At 58.2% G+C, this 25,273-nt stretch carries 26 protein-coding genes; 17 read left to right on the plus strand and 9 right to left on the minus strand.

Going from position 1 to position 25,273, the window contains the following annotated elements; translation table 11 throughout:
- The 3 genes from GOW04_RS17975 to GOW04_RS17985 all read left to right on the plus strand — a co-directional run bounded on the left by GOW04_RS17975 (position 1) and on the right by GOW04_RS17985 (position 2,167).
- A complete protein-coding gene (locus GOW04_RS17975) occupies positions 1-270 on the plus strand; it encodes a YciI family protein (RefSeq protein WP_171116638.1) in 270 nt (89 codons plus the stop codon).
- Entirely contained in the window at positions 270-692 is a 423-nt protein-coding gene (locus tag GOW04_RS17980; RefSeq protein WP_171233506.1) for an EVE domain-containing protein, read from the plus strand. The genes GOW04_RS17975 and GOW04_RS17980 overlap by 1 nt, the downstream gene beginning before the upstream one ends.
- 161 nt (positions 693-853) lie before the next feature.
- A complete protein-coding gene (locus tag GOW04_RS17985) occupies positions 854-2,167 on the plus strand; it encodes a hypothetical protein (RefSeq protein WP_171233507.1) in 1,314 nt (437 codons plus the stop codon).
- Positions 2,168-2,385: 218 nt separating this feature from the next.
- Here the strand turns inward: GOW04_RS17985 and GOW04_RS17990 are convergent, their stop codons facing one another.
- From GOW04_RS17990 to GOW04_RS18005, 4 genes are all read right to left on the minus strand, one after another.
- Positions 2,386-2,727: a DUF2853 family protein gene (locus tag GOW04_RS17990; RefSeq protein ID WP_152459648.1), complete on the minus strand. Its 342-nt coding sequence runs from the start codon at positions 2,725-2,727 to the stop codon at positions 2,386-2,388.
- A gap of 140 nt (positions 2,728-2,867) precedes the next feature.
- Positions 2,868-3,617: an extensin family protein gene (locus GOW04_RS17995; RefSeq protein ID WP_171233508.1), complete on the minus strand. Its 750-nt coding sequence runs from the start codon at positions 3,615-3,617 to the stop codon at positions 2,868-2,870.
- A gap of 13 nt (positions 3,618-3,630) precedes the next feature.
- On the minus strand, positions 3,631-5,019 hold the full coding sequence (gene ahcY / locus GOW04_RS18000; RefSeq protein WP_171233586.1) for an adenosylhomocysteinase: 1,389 nt from the start codon (positions 5,017-5,019) through the stop codon (positions 3,631-3,633).
- A gap of 103 nt (positions 5,020-5,122) precedes the next feature.
- The gene (locus tag GOW04_RS18005; protein WP_171171572.1) at positions 5,123-5,437 is read right to left on the minus strand and encodes a hypothetical protein; all 315 of its coding nucleotides are present in this window, start codon (positions 5,435-5,437) and stop codon (positions 5,123-5,125) included.
- A 206-nt stretch (positions 5,438-5,643) separates the two neighbouring features.
- Here GOW04_RS18005 and GOW04_RS18010 point away from each other — a divergent pair, with 206 nt between their 5' ends.
- The gene (locus tag GOW04_RS18010) at positions 5,644-6,237 is read left to right on the plus strand and encodes an HD domain-containing protein (RefSeq protein WP_171233509.1); all 594 of its coding nucleotides are present in this window, start codon (positions 5,644-5,646) and stop codon (positions 6,235-6,237) included.
- A 51-nt stretch (positions 6,238-6,288) separates the two neighbouring features.
- Positions 6,289-7,002, plus strand: a complete 714-nt coding sequence (locus tag GOW04_RS18015; protein ID WP_171233510.1) for a GDSL-type esterase/lipase family protein — start codon at positions 6,289-6,291, stop codon at positions 7,000-7,002.
- Positions 7,003-7,080: 78 nt separating this feature from the next.
- Here the strand turns inward: GOW04_RS18015 and GOW04_RS18020 are convergent, their stop codons facing one another.
- From GOW04_RS18020 to GOW04_RS18030, 3 genes are all read right to left on the minus strand, one after another.
- Entirely contained in the window at positions 7,081-7,452 is a 372-nt protein-coding gene (locus GOW04_RS18020; protein ID WP_171233511.1) for a VOC family protein, read from the minus strand.
- A gap of 101 nt (positions 7,453-7,553) precedes the next feature.
- Positions 7,554-8,108, minus strand: coding sequence for an ActR/PrrA/RegA family redox response regulator transcription factor (locus GOW04_RS18025; protein ID WP_152459641.1), 555 nt, complete (start codon positions 8,106-8,108; stop codon positions 7,554-7,556).
- 80 nt (positions 8,109-8,188) lie between these two features.
- On the minus strand, positions 8,189-8,815 hold the full coding sequence (locus tag GOW04_RS18030) for an SCO family protein (protein WP_152459640.1): 627 nt from the start codon (positions 8,813-8,815) through the stop codon (positions 8,189-8,191).
- A gap of 90 nt (positions 8,816-8,905) precedes the next feature.
- Between GOW04_RS18030 and regB the strand changes: the two genes are divergently transcribed.
- The 10 genes from regB to GOW04_RS18080 all read left to right on the plus strand — a co-directional run bounded on the left by regB (position 8,906) and on the right by GOW04_RS18080 (position 21,512).
- The gene (gene regB, locus GOW04_RS18035) at positions 8,906-10,303 is read left to right on the plus strand and encodes a sensor histidine kinase RegB (protein WP_171116656.1); all 1,398 of its coding nucleotides are present in this window, start codon (positions 8,906-8,908) and stop codon (positions 10,301-10,303) included.
- A 66-nt stretch (positions 10,304-10,369) separates the two neighbouring features.
- Positions 10,370-11,878 (plus strand): PAS-domain containing protein, encoded by a 1,509-nt coding sequence (locus tag GOW04_RS18040; RefSeq protein ID WP_171233512.1) that lies wholly within the window; start codon positions 10,370-10,372, stop codon positions 11,876-11,878.
- A 41-nt stretch (positions 11,879-11,919) separates the two neighbouring features.
- Positions 11,920-12,393 carry a tRNA (adenosine(37)-N6)-threonylcarbamoyltransferase complex ATPase subunit type 1 TsaE gene (tsaE, locus tag GOW04_RS18045; protein WP_171233513.1) on the plus strand — a complete coding sequence of 158 codons (474 nt, stop codon included), beginning with the start codon at positions 11,920-11,922 and terminating at the stop codon, positions 12,391-12,393.
- Positions 12,390-13,394 carry an aminoglycoside phosphotransferase family protein gene (locus GOW04_RS18050; protein ID WP_171233514.1) on the plus strand — a complete coding sequence of 335 codons (1,005 nt, stop codon included), beginning with the start codon at positions 12,390-12,392 and terminating at the stop codon, positions 13,392-13,394. Before tsaE ends, GOW04_RS18050 begins: the two co-directional genes overlap by 4 nt.
- The gene (locus GOW04_RS18055) at positions 13,391-14,077 is read left to right on the plus strand and encodes a nucleotidyltransferase family protein (protein WP_171233515.1); all 687 of its coding nucleotides are present in this window, start codon (positions 13,391-13,393) and stop codon (positions 14,075-14,077) included. Before GOW04_RS18050 ends, GOW04_RS18055 begins: the two co-directional genes overlap by 4 nt.
- The gene (addB, locus tag GOW04_RS18060) at positions 14,070-16,994 is read left to right on the plus strand and encodes a double-strand break repair protein AddB (RefSeq protein ID WP_171233516.1); all 2,925 of its coding nucleotides are present in this window, start codon (positions 14,070-14,072) and stop codon (positions 16,992-16,994) included. The genes GOW04_RS18055 and addB overlap by 8 nt, the downstream gene beginning before the upstream one ends.
- Complete coding sequence (gene addA / locus GOW04_RS18065) at positions 16,991-20,347, plus strand: double-strand break repair helicase AddA (protein WP_171233517.1); 3,357 nt, start codon at positions 16,991-16,993, stop codon at positions 20,345-20,347. Before addB ends, addA begins: the two co-directional genes overlap by 4 nt.
- Positions 20,348-20,407: 60 nt before the next feature.
- On the plus strand, positions 20,408-20,728 hold the full coding sequence (gene trxA, locus GOW04_RS18070; protein WP_152459632.1) for a thioredoxin: 321 nt from the start codon (positions 20,408-20,410) through the stop codon (positions 20,726-20,728).
- 74 nt (positions 20,729-20,802) lie between these two features.
- Positions 20,803-21,153, plus strand: coding sequence for a Lin0512 family protein (locus GOW04_RS18075; RefSeq protein ID WP_171233518.1), 351 nt, complete (start codon positions 20,803-20,805; stop codon positions 21,151-21,153).
- Positions 21,150-21,512 (plus strand): Lin0512 family protein, encoded by a 363-nt coding sequence (locus GOW04_RS18080; RefSeq protein WP_171233519.1) that lies wholly within the window; start codon positions 21,150-21,152, stop codon positions 21,510-21,512. Before GOW04_RS18075 ends, GOW04_RS18080 begins: the two co-directional genes overlap by 4 nt.
- Positions 21,513-21,573: 61 nt before the next feature.
- Here the strand turns inward: GOW04_RS18080 and GOW04_RS18085 are convergent, their stop codons facing one another.
- Entirely contained in the window at positions 21,574-21,768 is a 195-nt protein-coding gene (locus GOW04_RS18085) for a DUF1127 domain-containing protein (RefSeq protein ID WP_152459629.1), read from the minus strand.
- 197 nt (positions 21,769-21,965) lie between these two features.
- On the opposite strand from GOW04_RS18085, the gene hslV reads away from it, so the two are divergent.
- A complete protein-coding gene (gene hslV / locus GOW04_RS18090) occupies positions 21,966-22,523 on the plus strand; it encodes an ATP-dependent protease subunit HslV (RefSeq protein WP_152459628.1) in 558 nt (185 codons plus the stop codon).
- Here the strand turns inward: hslV and GOW04_RS18095 are convergent.
- Entirely contained in the window at positions 22,515-23,756 is a 1,242-nt protein-coding gene (locus tag GOW04_RS18095) for an MFS transporter (RefSeq protein WP_171233520.1), read from the minus strand. The genes hslV and GOW04_RS18095 overlap by 9 nt on opposite strands.
- Before the next feature lie 192 nt (positions 23,757-23,948).
- Between GOW04_RS18095 and hslU the strand changes: the two genes are divergently transcribed.
- A complete protein-coding gene (hslU, locus tag GOW04_RS18100) occupies positions 23,949-25,256 on the plus strand; it encodes an ATP-dependent protease ATPase subunit HslU (protein ID WP_171116680.1) in 1,308 nt (435 codons plus the stop codon).
- The last annotated feature ends 17 nt before the right edge of the window (positions 25,257-25,273 follow it).

The following is a 25,273-nucleotide window of genomic DNA, read 5'->3' on the forward strand; positions in this document are numbered from 1 at the left end:
ATGCTGATCGCCCTCATCGCTCGTGATAAACCCGACGCGTTGCAAACCCGATTGGACAACCGCTCGGCCCACCTGGCCTATATCGAAGAAACCGGCGTCGTGTCACAGGCCGGACCGTTGCTGAACGGTGACGCCATGATCGGCTCATTGATAATTCTCGATGTGGAGGACCTGGCCGCCGCACAATCGTGGGCCGATGGCGACCCTTACGCAAAGGCAGGATTGTTCCAATCGGTTGAGCTGATCCCGTGGAAAAAGGTGATCGGTTGATGGCCTATTGGTTGTTCAAGTCGGAACCGTCGACCTGGAGTTGGGATCAGCAAGTCGCAAAGGGCGACGCGGGCGAGGAATGGGACGGTGTCCGCAATTATCAGGCGCGCAATTTCATGCGTCAGATGAAGGTTGGGGACCGGGGGTTCTTCTACCATTCGCAAAAGGACAAGTCCGTTGTTGGCATTATCGAGGTCTGTGCCGAGGCCCATCCCGACAGCACCACCGATGACGAACGGTGGGAGTGTGTGGACATCAAAGCCGTGCGGCCCTTTTCCAAACCCGTAACGCTGGACCAGATCAAGGCGGACGAGCGTCTGGCCAACATGGTGCTGGTGAAGAACTCTCGCTTGTCGGTGCAACCCGTGGCCGAGGATGAATGGCGGGTGATTTGCATGCTGGGCGAAACCCAGCCTGATTGAACGGGAAAATGGCGCCGGGCACGGAACTTCTCAAAGCTCTGGCAAGATGCTATCTTTCCTTGGGCTTTGCCGGGTGAGATCATGTCGGTCGCGGTTTTGTGCGATCGAAATTGCCGGGTGGTGTTCGAATAAAGATCGGTCTTTCTTGAAAGCAAAAACCCATGTCTGACGACGAAGGCGGCAATGGGATATTCGAAGACGCCGTTGCTGCGAAGAATTCAAAAAACTGGGAAGCGCGCCTAAAAGAGGCGCGTGAAAAGCGTGCCAGAGTGCTCAGCGGGGCGCAGGGTGAAGCGCAGGAAAAACCCGCCCTGAAACCTTCCGAGACAGAGCACCTGCCCCGACCAGACGAAACCAAAATCGAAGAGATCGTATCAGACCGGGTCCGTTCCCTGCATTTGGAAGAACCAAAAACCCGGAAAAAACCCTTGGTTAGAGCAGGAATTATTCTGGCCGCCTTGGTTTGCGGCGCGTTCCTGCAATGGGCGGTCACACATATTGCCGGAACTTTGCGCCCCAGCGGTGGAACGCCCCCAGCCAGCCTGGATGCGGCGACTGAAACTCTTCCTGAAATCGAGGAGCTGCTTTCAGACAGAGCCCCCACCGTCGGAATCGCTGAGTCACCGGCCCCACGAGACACACAAGCAGCCGAGGACCCCGCCGATTCAGCGTCTTCCGAAGTCGCACCCGTTTCCAACCCGGCAATCATCGAAGAGGCCGAGGATGCGATCACAGGCGCAACTCTCGACCAGAGCGTCGCGGTTGAGGCGATTGTGACGCCACCCGTTCTTGCCGAAGATATTTCGGCTGCGGATGACCAAGGCAGGGTGGAACCAAGACCCCCAACCCCAGAAGCGGAACCGGCCGTGTCTTTGTCCCCGCCAGCCATATTCATTCCGCCACAGCTCGAACCCATCTTGGCCACAGTTTCTTCTGCGGATATTCAAACCTTGTATCCGGCTTCTGCCGAACCGCCGTGGCGCCACACCAACCGGTCGAACAAAGACAGCTTTTCGCAGACATCCTTGATGGTTTTGGACCCTGTTCTGCAAGAGATCACTTTATCTGCGGTCCCGTCTTATGCAGAGGTAAAACTGCTTTCGCCCGCACAATCCCCCATTGATCTGGAAGTCTCGCTTTTTGTTCCGTTGAGAGTGTCGCAAGACGCCAGCAGCCGGGCTTTGGAACTGCTTACGCAGGGCCGCGCGACTGTTGTATCAACAGACCGCGTGGGTTTTCGGGTCAGAGAAACACAGGTTCGTTTCTACCATCCAAGCGACGCTGAAAACGCGGCGCTGGCAGCTGATGCTCTTGACGGAATATTGAGGGATTTCACGAATTCGGGCAGCAAGACCCGTCCGGGGCGGATAGAAGTCTACCTGGCAGGCAGCGGTGGCGCGTCATCCAGGAATTCGGACCCGAGGCCCACGGAATTCGACAATTTCATTGCGCGTATTCTTGGCGAACTCAGATAAGAAACGAGGGAAGGCTCTGACGATACAGAACCTTCCCTACCCCCGCGTGCTCCCTACTCACCACACGCGTATGGAAATATCTGGTTCTGACCGTCCTGGTCACAGGTTGAACTTAGCCCAGCCGCACCCTTGGTTTCAAATGCCAAGTCTTTAAATTGAAACTCAAATTAAGTACGCCCGCCAGAATCTCGGCGGGCGCTTGGTAAATTTCGACCGGGTCAGCTGTAAACGGATTCTTTTCCGAAATGCTTGGTCAAAACATAATAGACAACGGCACGGTACTTGTTGCGCTCGGACATGCCATAGGTTTCCATGGCTTTGTTGATCCCTTCCATCAGCTCGGGGCCATCTGCCAGACCCAGCTTTTTGATCAGGAAGTTGTTCTTGACGGTTTCCAGTTCCGAGTCCTGGCTGGCCGCGACAGTTGCCGCATCTGCGTCATAGATCGCCGGACCACAACCGATGGTGACCTTGGTCAGCAGGTCCATATCTGGGTCCATCCCGCATTTGGTTTTCAGGTCTTCTGCGTATTTGGCGATCAGCTCGTCGCGCTTGCCCATATCCTAGTCTCCTTGATCCGTTTACCCGGCACCTTTTACCGATGATCGAAAGACTAGCCGCGTCGCAGGCTTTTCCAAAAGGAAAAAAAACCGCGATTTCTCCCCCTTGGTCGCAGCCCGCACGTTTCTTGCTGAAAAGCCTATCGGCAATAGCCCCACCCCGGGCCTTGCAAGTGGAAATGATCCGCGTGCAAACGATTGAAATCGGGCCCAAGAACCACGCGAAACCAACCGCAGGCCCCGCGCCAGATCCGTCGAAAAAAGGCGCTTTCCGGTCCCGAGCCCTGCCAGTTTGACAACAAGGTCAGCGTCCGACCGTCAACGGTATCCACACCGACGATATCTATCGAATCCGCGCGGGCATGGCTGCTCCACCCACTGTTTTCACCCTGCGCGGTGCGCATGGGGCGGCAATTGTAACTGCCGATGTGGCGCAATCGGGAAACGTCGGTCCCAAGCAGATCGCGTGCGGCAGGCTGTACGACGTGATGTTCCCACATGGTCAGGCGCAACGCCGTGGCGCAACTGGTTTCAACATCCTCGATCCCTGATGTCACCAATTTGGTAAGACGACCCCGACCGGCGATACCGCAGTTCTGATCGACGACCAGGTCCCCCATCGCCTCAAACCGAACACCTGCGTCTTCCAGAGCGGCCCGACACTGTGCTTCGCGGGCCAGTGCGCGGTTCAACTGAAGCTTGGTGACGGGTGTGATCGGGGCGGTTACCTTCAGATCACGCAACGGGTTCCAGTGTGACGGTATCGGCGTTTCGGGATGCGCCAACACCCACCAGACACCACCGCCCAAAAGGATCACAACAACCGCCAGCCTGAAAAAGAAAGACGCCGCCAGGTACAAATACCGGCGGCGCCCAGATTTCTGCGTCATACCCAGACGGCGATCAGTAGCGGTAGTGTTCCGGCTTGTACGGACCTTCCGGTTTGACACCGATGTAAGCGGCCTGATCCGCATCCATCTGGGTCAGCTTCACGCCGATGCGATCCAGATGCAGGCGGGCCACTTTCTCATCCAGATGCTTGGGCAGGATGTAGACCTTGTTCTCGTACTGGTCACCTTTGGTGAACAGTTCGATCTGGGCCAGAACCTGGTTGGTGAACGAGGCCGACATCACGAAGGACGGGTGCCCGGTGGCGTTGCCCAGGTTCAGCAGACGGCCTTCGGACAGCAGGATGATGCGGTTGCCCGAAGGCATCTCGATCATGTCCACCTGTTCCTTGATGTTGGTCCATTTGTGGTTCTTCAGGCTGGCCACCTGAATTTCGTTGTCGAAGTGGCCGATGTTGCCGACGATGGCCATGTCCTTCATCTCGCGCATATGCTCGATGCGGATCACGTCCTTGTTGCCGGTGGTTGTGATGAAGATATCCGCGGTGGCGACTTCGTCTTCCAGCAGGGTCACTTCGAAACCGTCCATCGCGGCTTGCAGGGCGCAGATCGGGTCGACTTCGGTGACTTTCACACGAGCACCAGCACCACGCAACGACGCGGCCGAGCCTTTGCCCACATCACCGTAACCGCAGACCACTGCAACCTTGCCGGCCATCATCGTGTCGGTGGCGCGGCGGATACCGTCGACCAGCGATTCCTTGCAGCCGTATTTGTTGTCGAATTTCGACTTGGTGACGCTGTCATTCACGTTGATCGCGGGGAACGGCAGGTGGCCGTCCTTGACCAGCTGATACAGGCGGTTCACACCGGTGGTGGTTTCCTCGGAAACACCCTTGATCTGGTCACGCATCTTTGTGAACCAGCCCGGGCTTGCCGCCATACGCTTGGCGATCTGCTTCTTGATCACCTCTTCCTCTTCCGAACCCGGAACAGGGATGATGTCCTCGCCCGCTTCGGCACGGGCACCCAGCAGGATGTACAGCGTTGCGTCGCCGCCATCATCCAGGATCATGTTCGGGCCTTCCTCGAACAGGAAGGATTTGTCCAGATAATCCCAGTGCTCTTCCAGTGTCTGGCCCTTGACTGCGAAGACGGGAATACCCGCCTCGGCAATCGCGGCGGCGGCGTGGTCCTGGGTCGAGAAGATGTTGCACGACGCCCAGCGCACATCCGCGCCCAGCGCCACCAGCGTTTCGATCAGAACGCCCGTCTGGATGGTCATGTGCAACGACCCGACGATGCGCGCCCCTTTCAACGGCTTGCTGTCGCCGTATTCCGCGCGCAGGGACATCAGGCCCGGCATCTCGGTTTCGGCTATGTCCAGCTCTTTGCGGCCAAAGCCAGCCAATGAAATGTCTTTAACGATATAGTCCCCGGCCATCAGGTGCTCCATTTTCCGGTAATTCACAGTCCTCGCTGCCCCTAGCATTCCTTGGGGCAGGTGGCAACTTTGAAGACTGTGATCGGAAACGATATGGCCAATATCAGCTTGGTGTGCCTTCAATTTCGATCTTTGGAATCGCTTCAAAAAAATCGGTGCCAACGGCAACAATACAGCTGATACCGTTCGCATTGGTTACCAAAACGGTATAACTTCCCGTTTCTTTCGAGGTCCAAACCTCCATCACCGATTGCGCGCCGCGTGTTTTTTGCAGGCCGCCAAAGGCCAATTCTTCGGCATAGTTCTCCTGCAATTTGGATATGATGTGATCCCGTGCCGCACAATTCTGGGCAAAGGCAGGTGGCGCGGTGGCGGCCATTCCGAAGGTCAGTGCGATTGCGAATAAACGTTTGAACATAGAGTGCTCCTTTCGATACGTGTTTCAGTTCGAGAGGGGCACACTGGGAGGAGAATGCACCCCCCTCAGTCTTCAATGTCGGGATCTTACCGCGCCGTTTCAAAGCACGAACGCTCAAGAAAATGTTGGCAGCGTGTGATCCAGACAGGTACATCATACCATAAAAACGCGAATTGAACGTGTCCAACTTCACAAGGCATGGCAGAATGGCAACACAACCCAGAGCGTGGCAAAGGATGCTGTCGGGCCGCAGGCTGGACCTGCTGGACCCGACACCGGTGGATATCGAGATTGAAGACATCGCACACGGCCTTGCCTTTGTCGCTCGTTGGAACGGTCAGACAAACGGCGATTTCGCTTATTCCGTGGCCGAACATTCCCTGCTGGTTGAAGAGATTTTTGGCCGTATTGCCCCCAAAGCACCCATGAAATGGCGTTTGGCGGCCCTGTTACATGACGCGCCCGAATATGTGATCGGCGATATGATCTCGCCCGTGAAATCCGCCGTCGGCCCAGACTACGGCGCGTTGGACGACCGGCTGGCGGCAGCAATCCACATACGGTTTGGACTACCGGCTGAGGTCCCAAAAACGGTGAAGCGCCAGATCAAGAAGGCCGACAAGATCAGCGCCTGGATGGAGGCGACACAGATTGCCGGGTTTTCCGAGGCCGAAGCCACGAAATTCTTTGGCCACCCGGACAGGGGGATCTTGGCGGGTTTACTGATCAGGCTGCGCCCCCCGGTCGAAGTGCGGCACGCCTTTACGGCGCGGCACGCAGAGTTGATTGCACAGGTCTGAGAGGCGCTTTCCGAATGCGGTGAGTGGCACGGGGGAACTGGTGGAAAAAAGATGAAAACAAAGACCGGAACCCGAGTTTTGCTTGTCGTCAATGTCGTGCTGACTGTTGGTCTTGCGGCAGCGTTGGTCGAAACCGGGTATGTCTCGAAGGCGCTCAGAAAAATCTCGGGCACACATGTCCCGGTCACGGAAACCGATCTCTACAAGCTCATGGTCTGGCTGCACGAGCGGCCGACTTCTCAGGCGCTCGCCTCACCGGATATTCAGATCGCTTTCATCGGCGATTCCATTATCGAAGGGTGGTTGACCAGCAACATCCTGCCCAACTCGCTGAATCTTGGGATCAGCCGCGACACCACCCCGGGCCTGATCGCACGGGCAAAACCGGAACTGATTGCCCATGTTCCGACATGGTATCTGGGAATCGGGGTCAATGACGCTCTGACCGCCACACCGCCAGAGAAGATTGCAGGCTATGTCGCACAGTTGAAGGCCCTGTTCATGCCTGCTGACAGGTTGATCTGGCGTGCTGTGTTGCCCGTCACCGGTGCAAACTGGACCGCGGAACAAGAGGCGTTTCGAACGGCCTTCAATTCGGCTGCACAACAGGCCTGTCAGGATATGGCGAACTGCACGTTTCTGACCCCGCCGGACGGGTTCGCCGAGAACACCGCCGACTGGACATCGGACGGGTTGCATCCCAACGCAATCGGATATCGTCAGCTGGCGCGGCAGCTCTGCGCAGAAATTTCCTGCTTACCCTAAAGACACTGAATGGGCACGGTCAGCACCGCTGCCCGCAGACCTGTCTGAAACTTGGGCAGGGTTTGTGTTCACGCCTTTTCAGCCAAAGACGTAGAAGCACAGTTTGTTGCCATCCGGGTCACGCACATAGGCACCATAGAACCTGTCGGGGACGCGTTGACCAGGTTCGCCTTCGTCCACTGCACCCAGACTGATTGCCTTGTCATAAAGTTCCTTTACCTCATCCTTGGAGTCGGCTGTAAAGGCGACCATGTTACCATTTCCGGCGGCACAGACATCACCGTCGTAGGGCTCGCACACAGCCAGCATCGGCGCGTCGGGTTTGTTGCCGATGAACGCGATCCGGCCTGCGTCTATAACCACTTTCGCGCCCTTTTCCGCGAAAAGTTTGGTATAGAAGTCCTTGGCGCGCTCCATGTCCGAAACGCCAACGGTTACATATCCGATCATAAAGTGGTCCTGTTCTGACAAAAGATTCCAGATGCGGCGAACAGTCCTCGACAGAGTCCAAGGTTACAAGTCACTAAACCGTCATCGAGCGGCCGGCAGACCTAACGCGGGCTGCGTTTCGCCAGTATCCGCTGCAACGTCCGCCGATGCATATTCAACCGTCGCGCGGTTTCGGAAACATTCCGGTCACACAGCTCATAGACGCGCTGGATATGTTCCCAGCGCACACGGTCCGCGCTCATGGGGTTTTCCGGCGGCGGGGGCATCTCGTCACCCTTTGCCAGCAATGCGTTCGTGATGTCGGTGGCATCGGCTGGCTTTGACAGATAGTCGGTCGCGCCGATCTTGACAGCCGCGACGGCGGTCGCGATCGCACCATATCCGGTCAGAACAACGACACGGCTGTCAGGGCGTTTTTCCCGCAATACCTCGACAACGTCCAATCCGTTGCCATCCTCCAGCCGCAGATCGACGACGGCATAAGCCGGGGGTCGGGCGGTGGATATCGCGCGCCCTGCCGCGACGGATCCTGCGGTCTCAACCTCGAAGCCACGCTTTTCCATGGCCTTGGCCAAACGTCTCAGAAACGGCTCGTCATCATCAACCAAAAGCAGGGATTTGTCAGGGCCGATGTCAAGCTGAGAAGTGTCTGCCATATGTTAGGTCTTTCGCTATTTCATGCCTTTGGCTCGAACATGAGTAATAGCAGCGCGGGAACAAAGGTCAAACAACCTTGTTACGACGCGGCCTGCTTCAGGAAGCATTCAACCTTGTCCGCCATCTGTTCGGCCGTGTCTTCGCGCTTGAAGAACTCCAGAAATCCATCTTCGGGTGTAACCAGATAGGTAAAGGTGGAATGGTCAACCAGATAGAATTCATCGCCCTTGTCATGCGCCTTGTAATAGGTCTTGTAGGCCTTGCTGGCCGCCTTGACCTGTTCGGGCGAGCCGGTCAGGGCGATCGTCTTGCCCCCGAGATTGAAAGCATAGTCGGCCATGACTTCGGGCGTATCGCGATCCGGGTCAATCGAGATGAACAAAGGTGTCACCGACAGCCCGCGTTCGGCCAGAATATCGACAGCGTCGGCGTTGCGGGACATGTCGAACGGGCAAACATCCGGGCAGAACGTGTATCCGAAGTAAACCAGCGTCGGTTCGGTAATCACATCTTTGTCCGTAACCGTCTCGCCTTTGCCGTTCACCAGTTCAAATGGTCCACCAATTGCGGCGGCACCCCCAGCAATCTGGCTGGACCGGCATTGCGCGAATTTGTCATCGGACCCGCCGCCCCGCGTCAGAATCCACATGGCCCCAAGTCCGATAGCCAGAACAACAGTTGCGAGAATTGCGAGAAGGCGGGTCATTTCGATTATCCGGTCTCAAGGGGTTGTTGATCGTTCCGGCCGGGACACCTATCAAGATGACCAGCCGATGCAACAGGACATAAGCGACCGATGGCAGAATCCAATCAGACTTTTTGGCGCGGCCAGGAACGCAGCAGCTGGATTCGGCTTCGGACCCTGATCCTTTTGCGATGGGTGGCCATCATCGGCCAGCTCACCGCAATCACGGTGGCCCAGCGATATTATGACGTGCAGCTGGAACTGGGCCTGTGTTACCTGGCCATCGGAATCTCGGTCATGGGCAACCTGACTGCCATATTGCTGTTTCCGCAAAACAAGCGCCTGACCGAGTTTGAAAACTTCCTGATGGTTCTGTTCGACCTGCTGCAATTGTCAATTCTGCTGTACTTGACCGGTGGGCTGAACAATCCGTTTGCGCTGCTTCTGCTGGGCCCGGTCACGATTTCAGCCAATGTCATGAGCACACGATCGACCCTGATTGTCGGCGCCGTCGCAATCGTTCTGACAACTGTGCTGGCGGAATTTCACCTTCCGTTGCGGACAAGTCTGGGGCTTGTTCTGGATATCCCCGATATCCTTCTGTTTGGAAACTGGGCCGCGATCATAATCGCCATCGTCTTCATCGGCGCCTATTCCCACCGCGTCAGTTCCGAAGTCCAATCCATGTCCGAAGCGCTGGCCGCCACGCATATGGCGCTGGCGCGCGAACAGAAGCTGACCGATCTGGGGGGCGTTGTCGCCGCTGCCGCGCATGAACTGGGCACGCCTCTGGCGACGATAAAACTGACCAGCGCGGAACTGATCGAAGAACTGGACGACCGCCCGGACCTGAAAGAAGACGCCGCTTTGATCCGCGAGCAGGCAGACCGTTGCCGTGACATTCTGCGCGACATGGGGCGGGCGGGCAAAGATGATCTGCACCTGCGGCAGGCGCCGCTTTCGACAGTGGTGAACGAAGCGGCCGAACCACATGTCGGTCGCGGCAAAGAGGTTCATTTCTCTGAAGGCCCCGCGCAGGACGGGGATGTTCAGCAGCCCTCGATCCTGCGCAAACCCGAGATCATTCACGGTTTGCGCAACCTGATTCAGAATGCCGTGGATTTCGCCCGCGCAAATGTCTGGGTCGAGGCCGAATGGACCGACAGCAGGATCACCGTCAGCATCATGGATGACGGGCGGGGATATCCGCCCCACATGATCGGACGCATCGGCGATCCCTTTATGCGCCGCAGACGGGCAGAATCCGATCAGAGAGCACGCCCGGAATACGAAGGGATGGGCCTGGGATTGTTCATCGCCAAAACCCTGCTGGAACGCAGCGGCGCCGAACTGGAATTCGCCAATGGTTCGGACCCCTACCAGCATCTGACCGACAATCCTGAACGGCGCGGGGCAATCGTCAAGGTGACCTGGCCACGCAAACTGATTGATGCGCAGAAAGGTGACACCCCGGTCCCGTCGGGATCCAACACGCGCATCCAGGTGTGAATTAAGAGACCATTAACCAATCCCACGCATAGTTTGCCCTTGTATCGTTCAGGCTTGGGGGATTTGATGGCCGATTGGATTATTCTGGCCGCGATCAGTCTTGTTTCGTGCTGTTTCGCCGTTCTGTGGCTGTTGCCACGCCGGGCTCAGCGCGACAAGGCTTTTGGTCTGTTTTCGAACACCTCGCTGTTTGATGCCGTATTCCTGTTCGATGGCGACCAACTGATCAGCCATTCTGATTTCGCACTGGCCGGGTTTGAGCATGTTGAAAACTGGCTGGATCTGCGGCGCTTGTTGCAAAGGGATTTCCCCACCTTTCCCGAAACTTCCGACAAAGTGCGCGATCAGGGCAAAATCCTGGTATCGGCCATTGACTGCACGGTTGAACGAGAAGTCGTGTGTGAGTGGATCGACGGTATCGTCCGCGTTCGACTTTGCGAATGCGCCAGGACCTCCTCGGCCGGATCGGTTACCCCAGGCGAACCGACCCGTCTGGCAATGGATCTGGCCCCTTACCCGGTATGGTTGGCGGATAACGACAATCGGGTGCAATGGTGCAATGCCGCCTATGTCGCACTTGTTCAAAAGGCACGTGATCAGGACGCCGATCTGACTGCACCGCTTTTTGAAAGCCCGGAGGATGCCACAAGACCTACCGGAAAAACCCGCGTGTCGGTGGATGTGGCAGATACTGATCGCAAGCTTTGGTTCGATTTGACTCGGATCGAACACGAAAACGGTCATCTATGCTACGCCGTTGACGTCAACGCGATTGTCGAGGCGGAAACCGCCCAGCGCAAATTCGTGCAGACCATGACCAAGACCTTTGCCCAATTGTCCATTGGTCTCGCCATTTTTGACCGCAATCGGCAATTGGCCCTGTTCAACCCGGCCCTGATCGATCTGACCACGTTGCCGCCCGATTTCCTCAGTTGCCGCCCCAGCCTGAGCAGTTTCTTCGACCGCTTGCGGGATCAACACATGATGCCGGAGCCGAAGAATTACCGCAGCTGGCGGCGTCAGATGAACGACCTTCTCGAAGCGGCTGAAGATGGAAACTATCACGAGACGTGGTCGCTGCCATCCGGATCGGTCTATTCCGTCAGCGGCCGCCCTCACCCGGACGGCGCAGTGGCGTTTCTATTCGAGGATATCACCGCCGAAATCACCCTGACGCGGCGCTTTCGATCAGAAATGGATCTGATGCAGTCCATCCTGGACAAACTGGCGGACGCGATTGCCGTCTTTGCGGATGACGGTACGCTGGCCTTCACCAACTATGCGTATCAAAAGCTGTGGGGAGACGCGCACGAGGTCGGGTTCCAAAGCGAAACGGTCACCGACGTCACGCGACGCTGGCAAGACCTCTGTATTGCGACACCGGTTTTGGGTGAGGTGCGGGATTTTGTCGAAATGCGGGAAAACCGCGCCGAATGGACAGCTGAAATCCAGATGAGAACCGGCATAACCGTGGATTGCACCGTCACACCGGTTCATAACGGCGCGACAATCGTGCGGTTTACGCAATCCGAGTTTCCCTCGAAATCCACCGCGATGGAACAGATCAGCGCCTGAACCGGGTTGCAGCCGGTCAGGCGCAAGGCCATTGTGGCGGCATGACACAGACCGCCCGATCTCTGACTTTCAAATCGCCCGAAGAAACCGCAGTTTTCGCACGGCAATTGGGAACATCTCTGCGCCCGGGCGATGTCGTTCTGCTGGAGGGCCCGATCGGCAGCGGCAAGACGCATTTCGCGCGCAACCTCATTCAGTCATTGATGGATGAACCCGAAGATGTGCCCTCGCCAACATTCACTTTGGTCCAGGCTTACGACACGCCATCAGGGGAAATATGGCATTGCGACCTGTATCGTCTGAGCTCGGCCGAAGAAGTTGACGAACTGGGCCTGACGGACGCTTTCGATACGGCAATCTGCCTTGTGGAATGGCCGGACAAGCTGGGCCCGTTGGCGCCTCAAGGTGCGTTGACATTGACCTTTGAAACAGACCCTAACAATATCGATTTCCGCCGTGTGACCCTGTCTTGGACTGCTCCGAAATGGGCGGAAAAACTGGAGAGAACCGCATGACGAACAGGACGGTCCTGGCCGAAGCCCTGATTGCGCAAACACCCTGGGCCGGAGCAACACGTACGCCACTGGCAGGCGATGCCTCGAACCGGCGATACGAACGGCTGATTGATCCAACCAACGGGCGCACTGCGGTTTTGATGGACGCGCCACCTGAAAAAAGTGACGATGTTGAACCCTTTTTGCGGGTTGCCGAATACCTCCGATCGGTTGGTCTGAGCGCGCCGGAAATCTATGCCGAAGATACCCAGTACGGTTTTCTGTTGCTGGAAGATCTGGGTGATGATCTTTTTGCACGCGTCCTGAAAAAAGACCCGGGCAAAGAGCGTGAATTGTACCGGGCCGCCACCGACGTGCTGCTCCACCTGCATCAGGCGCCTTCTCTTGCCTTGAAGTCTTATGATCCGTCCCTGATGACGGAACTGGCGGCATTGGCTTTCACCAAGTATGCGGCCGGTATCCTGGGAACATGTGATGAAGACGCCATGTCCCGGTTCGAGCACCGGTTCGCGGACATCCTGCATCGTGAAACATCCGGTTCGAAAGTCGTCGTTCTCAGGGATTATCACGCGGAAAACCTGTTGTGGCTGCCGCAGCGCGAAGGCGTGAAGCGCGTCGGGTTGCTGGACTTTCAGTTGGCCATGCTGGGGCACCCGGCCTACGATCTGGTGTCTCTGCTACAGGATGTACGCCGAGATGTCTCGGCCGGGATCGAAATGCAGATGATCAACCACTACATCTCTGCGTCAGGTATGGACGACCATGATTTCCGCACGGCCTACAGTGTTTTTGGGGCCCAGAGAAACCTGCGTATCCTTGGCGTCTTCGCACGTCTGGCGACGGAATATGGCAAGCCTCACTATGTGGACATGATCCCGGCCGTCTGGGCACATCTGATGCGCGATCTGGATCACCCTGCCCTGGTTTCGGTGGCGTCCCTGCTGCACGAAGCTTTGCCCAGACCCACACCGGAAAACCTGGCCAAGTTGAGAGCGCAATGACCGGATCGCCATTTGCCGCAATGCTGTTCGCAGCCGGGTTCGGCACCCGTATGGGAGCGTTGACCAAAGATCGGCCCAAGCCATTGATCGAAGTGGCGGGGCGACCACTGATTGATCATGCGCTGGACCTTGTCGAAGATCTTGATCCCGTCCGTACCGTTGCCAACCTGCATTATCACGCTGATCAACTCGCGGCGCATCTCGGTCCCAAAGGCGTTCTGCTGTCTCGGGAAGACCCTGAAATCCTGGAAACAGGTGGCGGATTGCGGGCAGCTTTGCCGATGCTGGGCACCGACCCCGTATTCACGTTGAACACGGACGCGATCTGGTCCGGGCCAAACCCTTTGACCCTGTTGCAGCAAGCCTGGGACCCGGGTCGTATGGATGCGCTGTTGATGTGTGTTCCAGTTGCGCGAACCGTTGGTCATATTGGATCGGGTGATTTCACCGCTGGAAAAGATGGACGGATCACGCGCGGTCCTGGTCTGGTTTACGGCGGGGCCCAGATCCTCAGGGCCCAGGGTTTGCATTCGTTCTCGCAAACTGCGTTTTCACTTAACCTGCTCTGGAACCAGATGCTTGATAAGGGTCGGCTTTTTGCGGTCGAATACCCGGGACGCTGGTGCGACGTAGGTCGTCTGGAAGGCATCGCGCTGGCCGAGGGTTTGCTGGCAGATGTTTGAATCCGGCACCCTGCCCCGTGTATTTGCCGTGCCTCCCGGTACGGATTTCCCCAAGGCATTGGTCGATGGCCTGCGGCAGCGCTGTTCGGGCCCACCCGAAGCTTTGGCGCAGGTAGAGTTGATCCTGAACACACGACGCATGGAACGGCGCGTCCGCGATCTGTTCAATCAGGGGCCACCTTGCCTTCTGCCCCGTCTCTCGTTGGTGACGGACTTGGGTGAAAGGGTTGATCTGGCGCGGATCCCGCCTGCTATCCCGCCTCTGCGGCGGCGTCTTGAGTTGACTCAGCTTGTATCCAAACTGCTGGAACAACAGCCGGACCTTGCCGCCCGGTCATCGATCTTTGACCTGTCTGACAGTCTGGCCGCGCTGATTGACGAAATGCAGGGCGAAGGCGTATCCCCCGAGGCGATCCGGCAGCTGGACGTCAGCGACATGTCCGGACACTGGTCGCGGGCACAAGCCTTTATCGGCATCGCGGATCAATTCATCGACACCGACGGGCAGACGATGGATGCACAGGCCCGCCAGCGCCGCGTGGTCGAAAACCTGATCGCGCGATGGCAGATTGCCCCCCCGCAACACCCGGTCATTCTGGCGGGCTCTACCGGGTCCCGTGGCACCACCCTGATGTTGATGGAAGCCATCGCGCGCCTGCCGCAAGGCGCATTGGTGCTGCCCGGATTTGATTTCGACCAGCCGGATCACGTTTGGCAGGGGTTGGATGATGCGTTGACGTCTGAAGATCACCCACAATACCGTTTCCGCAAGTTGATGCGCGCGCTGGAACTTACACCGGGTCAGATCACCCAATGGACGGATTTATCGGCTCCCTCACCCTCGCGTAACCGCTTGATATCCCTAGCTTTACGTCCGGCACCCGTCACTGACGCCTGGATGACCGAAGGCCCCAGACTGTCCGATATTAAAGGCGCAACCGACGGCCTGACACTGGTCGAGGCTCAATCGCCTCGCGCCGAGGCATTGGCCATCGCCCTGCGCCTGCGGCAAGCGGCGGAAACAGGACAGACCGCCGCTCTGATCACGCCGGATCGCATGTTGACCCGCCAGGTCAGCGCCGCGCTGGATCGGTGGAACATCGTGCCGGACGACAGTGCGGGCCTGCCGCTGCAACTTTCCCCGCCGGGACGTTTTCTGCGCCATGTGGCCAACCTGTTCACACGCCGTCTGGAAGGCGAGGCGCTGCTGACCCTTTTGAAGCACCCGCTATGTCATGATGGCGGTGACCGCGGAATTCATTTGTTGCACACGCGTGACCTGGAACTTGACCTGCGCCGTCACGGCCCGCCCTTTCCTGACAGTGCAAGCCTTGCGGCTTTTGCGGTGCGTAAAGAGGCCCAGGAAAGCTGGGTGAAATGGGTCGTGCAGCATTTCTGCGACCAGCAGGTCACCAGTGAACTGCACCTCGCAGACTGGGTGGAGCGTTTGATGACACTGGCCGAGGCGATCTCGGCCGGCAGCACGGGTGAAACGGGTACTCTGTGGGACAAAAACGCAGGCCAAAAGGCGCTGGAGGTGCTTAATTCCCTCAGCGCAGAGGCGCAGCATGGCGGCCTGATGACGGCCCATGACTTTGCCGATCTGCTGGGTTCTCTGCTTGCGGGTGAAGAGGTTCGTGACCGGGATGCGCCGCATCCGCACATCATGATCTGGGGCACGCTCGAGGCACGGGTGCAGGGCACCGACCTGCTGATCCTTGGCGGGTTGAATGAAGGAAGTTGGCCAGAGGCGCCAACGCCCGATCCCTGGTTGAACCGGCAGATGCGTGACAAAGCCGGCTTGTTGCTGCCCGAACGCCGGATCGGCCTGTCTGCGCATGACTTCCAGCAGGCCATCGGCGCACCCGAAGTGTGGTTGACCCGCGCGACCCGCTCGGATGATGCCGAGACGGTTCCGTCGCGCTGGCTGAACCGGCTGACCAACCTGTTGCAGGGTTTGCCGGGTCAGGGTGGCCCCGAAGCTCTGACCAAAATGCGCGCTCAGGGCGAAAAATGGTTGAACTGGTCCGAGGCACTGGAAGATGCGCCGCCGATCGACCCCGCACCGCGTCCTTCTCCGCGCCCACCGGCCGCCGCGCGTCCGCGCCGTCTGTCTGTGACCGAGATAAAGAGGCTGATCCGCGATCCATACGCGATATACGCCAAACATGTGCTTCGGCTGAAACCGCTAGACCCGCTTGTACAGGCCCCCGATGCCTTGCTGAGAGGAATTGTGATTCACGAAATCCTCGAGCATTTCATCAAGGACAGCGTCCTCGACAGCGCTTTGCTGACGCGGGACAACTTCCTGAAACGGGCGCATGCTCTGTTGGATCAACACGTCGCCTGGCCGACGGCCCGCAAACTGTGGCTGGCCCGGCTTGAGCGGATCGCGGATGATTTCCTCGGGGCAGAGCTCGCGCGCCGGAAGGATGGTGGCCCCGTGGCATTTGAGGCAGCGATGAAACTGGCGCTGCGCCCCCTGGATTTCACCATTGTCGGGCGCGCGGACAGAATCGATTGCAACAGCCGGGGCGCGTTGCGCATAATCGACTATAAAACCGGCGCACCACCGACGGAAAGCCAGCAATCCAAATTTGACAAGCAGTTGCTGATCGAGGTGGCCATAGCCGAGCAGGGCGGGATTGAGGGCCTTGACCCGACAAGCGTGGCCCAAGCCATCTTCATCGGTATGGGTGGCAGCTATAAGGAGGTTGCGGCGCCTTTGGACAAAGAACCGACCGACAAGGTTCTTGCCGAGCTGAAAGAGTTGATTTCCGCTTATTTAGAGCCTGATCAGGGGTTTTCGTCCCGTCGTATGCTGCACAAGGATACGGATATGGGTGATTATGATCACCTGGCGCGGTTCGGCGAATGGGACCGGACAGCGGAAACCTACCCCGAGGATCTGACATGAGCCCGCGCAACGACGCAACTGAACGGCAGGTACAGGCCGCGCGCCCCGATGCCTCGACCTGGCTGGCGGCCAATGCCGGGTCCGGCAAAACCCGGGTTCTGACCGACCGTGTGGCGCGTCTGCTGCTGGGCGGGGTCCAGCCTCAGCATATTCTGTGCCTGACCTACACCAAGGCCGCCGCCAGCGAGATGCAGAACAGGTTGTTCAAGCGCCTTGGCGAATGGGCCATGCTGGATGATATCCCCTTGTTGCAGGAACTGACCGACCTGGGTGTACCCGGCGAAATCGGCTTGGACCGGTTGGCGCAAGCGCGCACCCTGTTTGCCCGCGCGATCGAAACGCCGGGTGGTCTGAAAATCCAGACCATCCACTCGTTCTGCGCGTCATTGTTGCGACGCTTTCCGCTGGAGGCGGGCGTTAGCCCGCAGTTCACCGAAATGGAAGACCGCGCAGCAGCCTTGTTGCGAGAGGAAATTGTCGAAGATTTCGCCGCAGGCCCGCAGGCCGGGTTGATTGAAGATGTGGCCCGGTTCGTCACGGACACGGGGTTTGACAAACTGACCGCTGCGATCACGCAAAAACGCAGTCTTTTTGCGCAGCTGCTCGAATGGTCCGATCTGCTGCAACGCTTCGATCTGCCCGCCGGCTTTGACGAAACAGCGCTGCTTGCGCGGGTTTTTCTTGGCGGCGAAGTCGAACTCATCCAATCCATATTGCCCGCTTTGACCGAAAGCGGAGGCAACAATGCCAAGGCCGCCGCAAAACTGGCCGCTTTCAACGAAGCCAGATTGATACATCTACCCATGTTGGAAAGCGTGTTTCTGACCGGGAAGGGCGCAAAGGAACCCTTCACGGCCAAACTCAACGCTTTTCCGACCAAACCCCTGCGCGAAGGTGTGCTGGCCGACCGGATGCCGCAGATCGAGGCCTTCATGCAGCGGATCGAAACCGCGCGTGAACAACGCCTGGCGCTGGTCGCGGCGCAGAAAACCGCGGTTCTGCACCGCTTTGCCGCAGCCTTCCTGCCGGAATATGAACGGCGCAAGCAGTTGCGCGGCTGGCTGGATTTCGACGACCTGATCCTGCGCGCGCGACAGGTGTTGAACGATCCGGCAGTGGCCGAATGGGTGCTGTACCGACTGGACGGTGGCATCGATCATATTCTTGTGGACGAAGCGCAAGACACCAGCCCCGATCAATGGGACGTGATCGAAAAACTGGCACAGGAATTCACCAGCGGGGAAGGGGCCCGATCCGGGGTCGAGCGCACGATCTTCGTCGTCGGCGACAAGAAACAATCGATCTATTCCTTTCAGGGCGCCGATCCACAGGCCTTTGACAGAATGCAGGAAGAGTTTGGCCGAAAATTGGCTCAATCAGACTCTAAACTGTGGGATTCGACGTTGGAATACTCGTTCCGATCCTCCAGCGCGATCCTGACTCTGGTCGATATCCTGTTTGAAAACCGCTCTGGTGCGGGGTTTCACAAGGACAGTCAGCACCGTGCTTTCAAGGCCGATCTGCCGGGTCGTGTTGACCTTTGGCCCGTCGTCGAAAAAGTGGCAGATGCCGAAGACGGGGATTGGACCGACCCGGTCGATCGTCCCGGCGCACGGCATCACACCGTCATTCTGGCCGAGAAAGTCGCACAGTCGATCAAAGACATGATCGAACGGGGCGAGACGATCCCGGAAGATGACAAATCCGGCCAATTCGTTCGTCGAAAAGTGCAGCCGGGGGATTTTCTGATCCTTGTGCAACGCCGCTCGGACCTGTTTGCCGAGATCATCCGTGCCTGCAAGGCGCTGCACCTGCCCATCGCCGGAGCGGATCGGCTGAAAGTGGGCGCTGAACTGGCGGTCAAGGATCTTGCGGCATTGCTCAGCTTTCTGGCCACGCCCGAAGACAGCCTGTCTCTGGCGACGGTTCTCAAATCCCCCTTGTTCGGTTGGTCCGAACAGCAGCTTTTCGATCTGGCGCACCGTCGGAAGGAACAGTTCCTTTGGGCCGCACTGCGCAACCGCGCGGAAGAGTTTCCGGAAACACTGTCCGTGCTGAATGATCTGCGCAGCCAGATCGACTTTCTGCGTCCCTATGATCTGATCGAACGTATCCTGACCCGCCATGACGGACGGCGCAAGCTGTTGGGGCGGTTGGGGGCAGAAGCCGAAGACGGCATCAACGCGCTGTTGTCTCAGGCTCTGGCCTATGAGCGAACGGATATCCCCAGCCTGACGGGATTTCTGGTCTGGATGCAGACGGACGATCTGGAAATCAAACGACAGATGAGCGGCGTCGGCAACAGGATCCGGGTGATGACCGTTCATGGCTCAAAAGGGTTGGAGGCGCCGATCGTCATCCTGCCGGATACCGGCAAACGCCAGCCCCCGCGTGACGCCGAGATCATGTTGGCCGGCGGAACACCCTTGTGGAAAGTGTCGGCGGACGCGTCACCAAACCTGATCTCGCAGGCGCGGGAAGAGGCGCGCAACCGCGAGGAAAACGAACGGCTTCGGTTGCTGTATGTGGCTCTGACACGGGCGGAAAAGTGGTTGATCGTGGCGGCGGCAGGTGATTTGGGGAAAGACGGCAACAGCTGGTATCAGATGGTCGAGGCGGCGATGGATCGGGCCGGGGCCTCGCAGGTGCCGGGTACCGATATCCGCCGCCTGTCCCACGGGGATTGGGACGCGCTGCCCTTGATCGATCAACCGAACACTGTCGTTCAGCAGGTCGAACTGCCGGATATGTTCCAACATCCGGCACCGGATCCGGTTGCGCCTGCCGGCACGCTCAGCCCTTCGGATCTGGGTGGTCCTAAGGCGTTGCCCGGCGATGCCGGCCTGGATGAAGATGCGGCCAAACTGCGCGGAACCCGCCTGCACCTGTTGCTGGAACACCTTCCCGCGGCCGAGAAAGACCTTTGGCCAGAGCTTTGCGCGCGGCTGCTGCCCGATATGCACGAAACGGACCGGCAAGAGATTTTGAACGAAGCCGTAACTGTGCTGACAGCGGAAGGTTTGCAGCCCGTCTTTGCACCTGACACGTTGGCCGAGGTGCCCATTACTGCCGCTTTGAACGGGCAGCGGATGCATGGGGTTGTCGATCGTCTGATCCTGTCGGAATCGGAAGTGCATGTGATTGATTTCAAATCAAATGCCACCGTTCCGGAGCGCGCGGAAGACTGCCCCGAAGGCCTGCTGCGACAGATGGGGGCATACGCGCAGGCACTGGCGCAGATCTATCCGGATCGCAGCATTCGTACCGCCATTCTGTGGACCCGCACGGCGCGGCTGATGTGGTTGCCACACGATCTTGTGACAGATGCTTTGGCCCGCACCCGGATATCTTGACCTTACCCGAAGCGGCACATACGTTCTGTTCCCAAGCTTACCCCATTCAGGAGACAGAATATGTCGACCGTAGCCGTTACCGACGACACCTTTGACGCCGAAGTCAAGAATTCGACCGTTCCCGTGGTCGTGGATTTCTGGGCCGAATGGTGCGGCCCCTGCAAGCAAATCGGCCCTGCGCTGGAAGAGCTGGCGGCCGAGTATGGCGACAAGGTCAAAATCGCCAAGGTCGATGTGGACAGCAACCCGAACTCTGCCGCCGCCATGGGTGTACGTGGCATCCCCGCGCTGTTCATCTTCAAGGACGGTCAGGTCGTTTCCAACCGCGCGGGCGCGGCGCCCAAAGCCGCCCTGCAAAGCTGGATCGACGAATCCATCTGATCTGGTCCTAACAGATTATCTCGAAGGCGCCTCAGATCGGGGCGCCTTTTCTATTGAAGACATCGGAGACACCAATGGCAAAAACGCGGGTCCTTGTGGAATTCGGGATGGGCACATCCCTGCGCCGGATGGATTATACCCAGGCGTCACTGCGGGCGATCAAGGATGCGCTTTGGCACAACTCGGTCAACATGGCGGAACTGTTCGGGTTTCCGAAAGAGGCGATGATCATTGATGCCCAAATAGGGGTTCAGCAGCCGGATCAGGTGGACACCGAAGCGTTGAAAGCTGTCTTTCCTTATGGTCATCCCAACATCACTGTCACCAAAGGCGGGCTGGACATCGCAAAGCCCCACAGTGACGGGCACACGGTCATCGCCAACGCCGCCCTGATCGTTTCCTTCGACATGGAGCCCGCCCAATGAGTGAAAAACGCATCATACTCGAGATGGGAACAGGTAACGATCTGTACGGCCAAGACTATACCAAGGCAGCCCGCCGCGCGGTGCAGGATGCTTTGCACCATTCATCCATCACGTTGTTTTCAAAGCTGGGGATCGACCATTCCGAAATGCGCGTCAGCGTCACGATCGGGGTGCAGGATCCTGAACAGGTGGATTGCGATCTGGTTGCCTCGGATCTGCCGCGGGGCAGGGCCGAGGTTCGCGCAGTCAAAGGTGGGCTTGACGTTGTCGACGAAGAAGCGGGAACGCGGCACGTGGTTGCAACTGCGGCGATCGAGGCGTTTCTGCCTGATCTTTCTGGAAAATTCGTTCAGGGCTGAACAAAGAAAAAGCCGCTCGGAAATCCGTGCGGCTGTCTCGAGTTGCTGATCTGCGGGAACATCAGAGATCGGCGATGTCTGCGCGGCTCAGGCCGATATCGTCAAGCTGGGCGTCGCTGAGTTCCGACAGGAGTTTGCGGGTTTTGCGGGATTCTTTCCATTCGACAACGGTGTTGACGACATTGGTGAACGCGTCCACTACGTGCAGGATGGTAGCTGCTCCGAGCGGCGCATGAATGTTAGCTGTGGTTGCCATGTGCGCGGTCCTTTGTGAAGAAACAGCCGACCCGTTGTCGGTTGTAAGCCCCATGTAGTCCTGCATGCCCGGACTCACAATTGCTGGTCTGGTAACCCCGGAATGCGTTTTTTGCATATCTTTTAGGCAATTGAAGAACGGGTTGCGCCAACCTGCGACCCAGCCCATATATACCGCCAGCGAAAACGGAGACGATCATGGCAGACAACGACTTTCCCGGTTGGCACGGCACGACGATCATTGGCGTCAAGAAGGACGGGCAGATCGTCATAGCCGGTGATGGGCAGGTCAGCCTGGGTCAAACCGTGATCAAGGGCACGGCCCGCAAGGTGCGTCGCCTGTCCCCCGGAGGGTCCGAAGTTGTCGCCGGCTTTGCCGGGTCGACGGCAGACGCCTTCACCTTGCTGGAACGGCTGGAGGCCAAGCTCGAGGCGACACCGGGCCAACTTGCCCGTGCTTCTGTGGAATTGGCCAAAGACTGGCGTACCGACAAATACCTGCAAAAGCTCGAAGCGATGCTGATCGTCACGGACGGCAAGGACATGTTCGTGATCACCGGGGCGGGTGACGTGCTGGAACCTGAACACAACGTGGCTGCCATCGGGTCCGGGGGCAATTTTGCCCTGGCCGCTGCCCGCGCGATGATGGACAGTGACAAGTCGGCGGAAGAGGTCGCGCGTCAGGCAATGGCCATCGCGGCCGATATCTGTGTCTATACCAATGGTAATCTGACGGTTGAGACGATCTCAGGCTAACAGCGCCGAGATCTCCTTGCCTTTCCAGCGGCGATGCATGCCGATCAGGCCAATGATCGCTGCGATGATGACGACATAGTAGGGCACACGGATATCGATGCTCATCAATCCGCCCCCGATCAGCGACATGATCCCGCCGGCAAGGCAGAACACGGCAGTGGTCACACCCATGACCCAGCCCTGATCCGCTTCGCTGACGCTGGAAGAGAACAGCCCAAGCATGGTGGGGTAGGCGATTCCGAACAGGAAATAGAAGAAAAAGACCGGTACATAACTGAACACACCGCTTGGGCTGAAGGCGAACGCGAAACCGCAGATCACCATGACGATGAGTGACGTGTGGATTATCGCATGTTTGCTGAATTTCTCTTGCGCGGGTTTCACCAGGAACGTGCTGGAGAAGGCCAGCGCCACACCGATGACGACCATCGCCATGCTGCCACCGATAACTCCGTATCCGAAGGCGCTGGTCAGGAAATTGTCGACAAAGACGTAGAAGGTGACATTGGCGATCATGAAGAACGAATAGACCGGCAGGATCTTCAACACCATCGGATGACCGCGCACCGCCATCAGGCTGTCTGTTATGTCACGGGGACGGAAGACAAAAGGCGCGCGATCCGTTCGGGTATCCTGGAAGAAAAACAGGACCAGAAAGATTGCAATCAGGACAAGGACAAATGCACCGTAAAAAGGCGTTCTCAGCGTGGCGAAGCCGCCCAGCAGGGCGGCGTCAGACAAGACCGCGCCGATGATCGGCCCGCCCACAAGGCCAAAGCTGACGCCCGTCACGATATAGCCCATGTTCCGGTCCCGGTCTGTCGCGTCGGTGCTGCCGTCGATCATCGCCGCTTGCGCAATGGGTTGGTTGCCCGCAGTAAATCCGGTGATCGAACGCCCGACAATCAGCAGAAGGAGGCTGTTGAGATAAAGCGCGGCAATGGTCAGGGCATACCCGGCCAGAGCACCGCCCAGGCACACCAGCAAAGCGTTCTTGCGCCCGATCGAATCCGATACTTTCGAAACATAGACAACGCCCAGAAACCAGGACAGGAAAAAGCACCCGATCACGAGGCCGTAATAGAAATGCCTGCGCCCCTGGGGCGTGTTTTCGGGCAGAAACCCGGATTTCGTTTCCATGATCAGCGAGTTGATGATGGGAAAGACCAGCCCCTGTCCGATCAGATCCACAAACACCACAAACAGAAGGGTAATCTTGGCAATATTTGTCATGTCTTACGCTCCTGACCCTCAAACCCTTGAAATCACTGTAGCAGAGGGTTCGCGCATTCCCCAAGCAAAGCATTTGCAAACCTGAGCCGGCATTGCTAACCAACGCGGCCATGAATACAGGCTTGGTTGTTTTCGCCCGCGCGGTGATTACCTAAGCCGCATGACACAAATGCCGACCGAAAGGACTGCCCTTTGACCGACCTGACCCCGCGCGAGATTGTCTCGGAACTGGATCGCTTCATCATCGGGCAGAAGGACGCCAAGCGCGCCGTGGCCGTCGCCCTGCGCAATCGCTGGCGCCGCAAGCAATTGCCGGACGACATCCGGGAAGAAGTCTATCCCAAGAACATCCTGATGATCGGCCCCACCGGCGTTGGCAAGACCGAAATCAGTCGCCGTCTGGCCAAACTGGCCCGCGCACCGTTTATCAAGGTCGAGGCCACCAAGTTCACCGAGGTCGGATATGTTGGTCGTGATGTGGAACAGATCGTGCGCGATCTGGCAGATGCGGCCATCCTGCAAACCCGCGAGTTCATGCGCGAAGACGTCAAGGCCAAAGCGCATCAGGCCGCCGAAGATCGGGTGATCGAAGCCATTGCAGGCGCGGATGCGCGCGAAGGCACGCGCGAGATGTTCCGCAAAAAGCTGAAAGCCGGCGAACTGGACGACACGGTGATTGAGCTGGAACTGTCCGACACCTCGAACCCGATGCCGATGTTCGACATTCCGGGGCAGCCGGGCGGTCAGATGGGCATGATGAATCTGGGCGACATCTTCGGCAAGGCCTTTGGCGGACGGACCGTCAAGAAACGCATGACCGTCGCCGAAAGCTATGATGCGCTGATCGGGGAAGAGGCCGACAAGCTGCTGGATGACGAAACCGTCACCCGCACCGCGCTGGACTCCGTCGAACAGAACGGCATCGTATTTCTGGATGAGATCGACAAGGTCTGCGCCCGTTCCGACGCACGCGGCGGCGATGTCAGCCGGGAAGGGGTGCAACGCGACCTTCTGCCCTTGATCGAGGGAACCACAGTCAGCACCAAGCACGGTCCGGTCAAAACGGACCATATCCTGTTCATCGCCTCAGGTGCGTTTCATATCGCCAAACCGTCGGATCTGTTGCCGGAATTGCAAGGGCGCCTGCCGATCCGCGTCGAACTGCGCGCCCTGACCGAAGAAGACTTCGTGCGCATCCTGACCGAAACCGACAATGCCCTGACCTTGCAATACACGGCGTTGATGGGCACCGAAGACGTGACCGTCAGCTTTACCGAGGACGGCATCGCGGCATTGGCGAAGATTGCGGCTGACGTGAACCAGAGCATCGAAAACATCGGCGCGCGGCGGCTCTATACCGTCATGGAGCGGGTTTTCGAAGAACTGTCCTTCGCTGCACCGGACAAAGCCGGTTCGGAGATCACCGTTGATGCACAGTTCGTCAGCGACAATCTTGGTGAATTGACCAAGTCCTCTGATCTGAGCCGTTACGTTTTGTAACATGGCCAGCCGGTTTT

The organism is Ruegeria sp. HKCCA4812 (assembly GCF_013034245.1).
Taxonomy (GTDB): domain Bacteria; phylum Pseudomonadota; class Alphaproteobacteria; order Rhodobacterales; family Rhodobacteraceae; genus Ruegeria.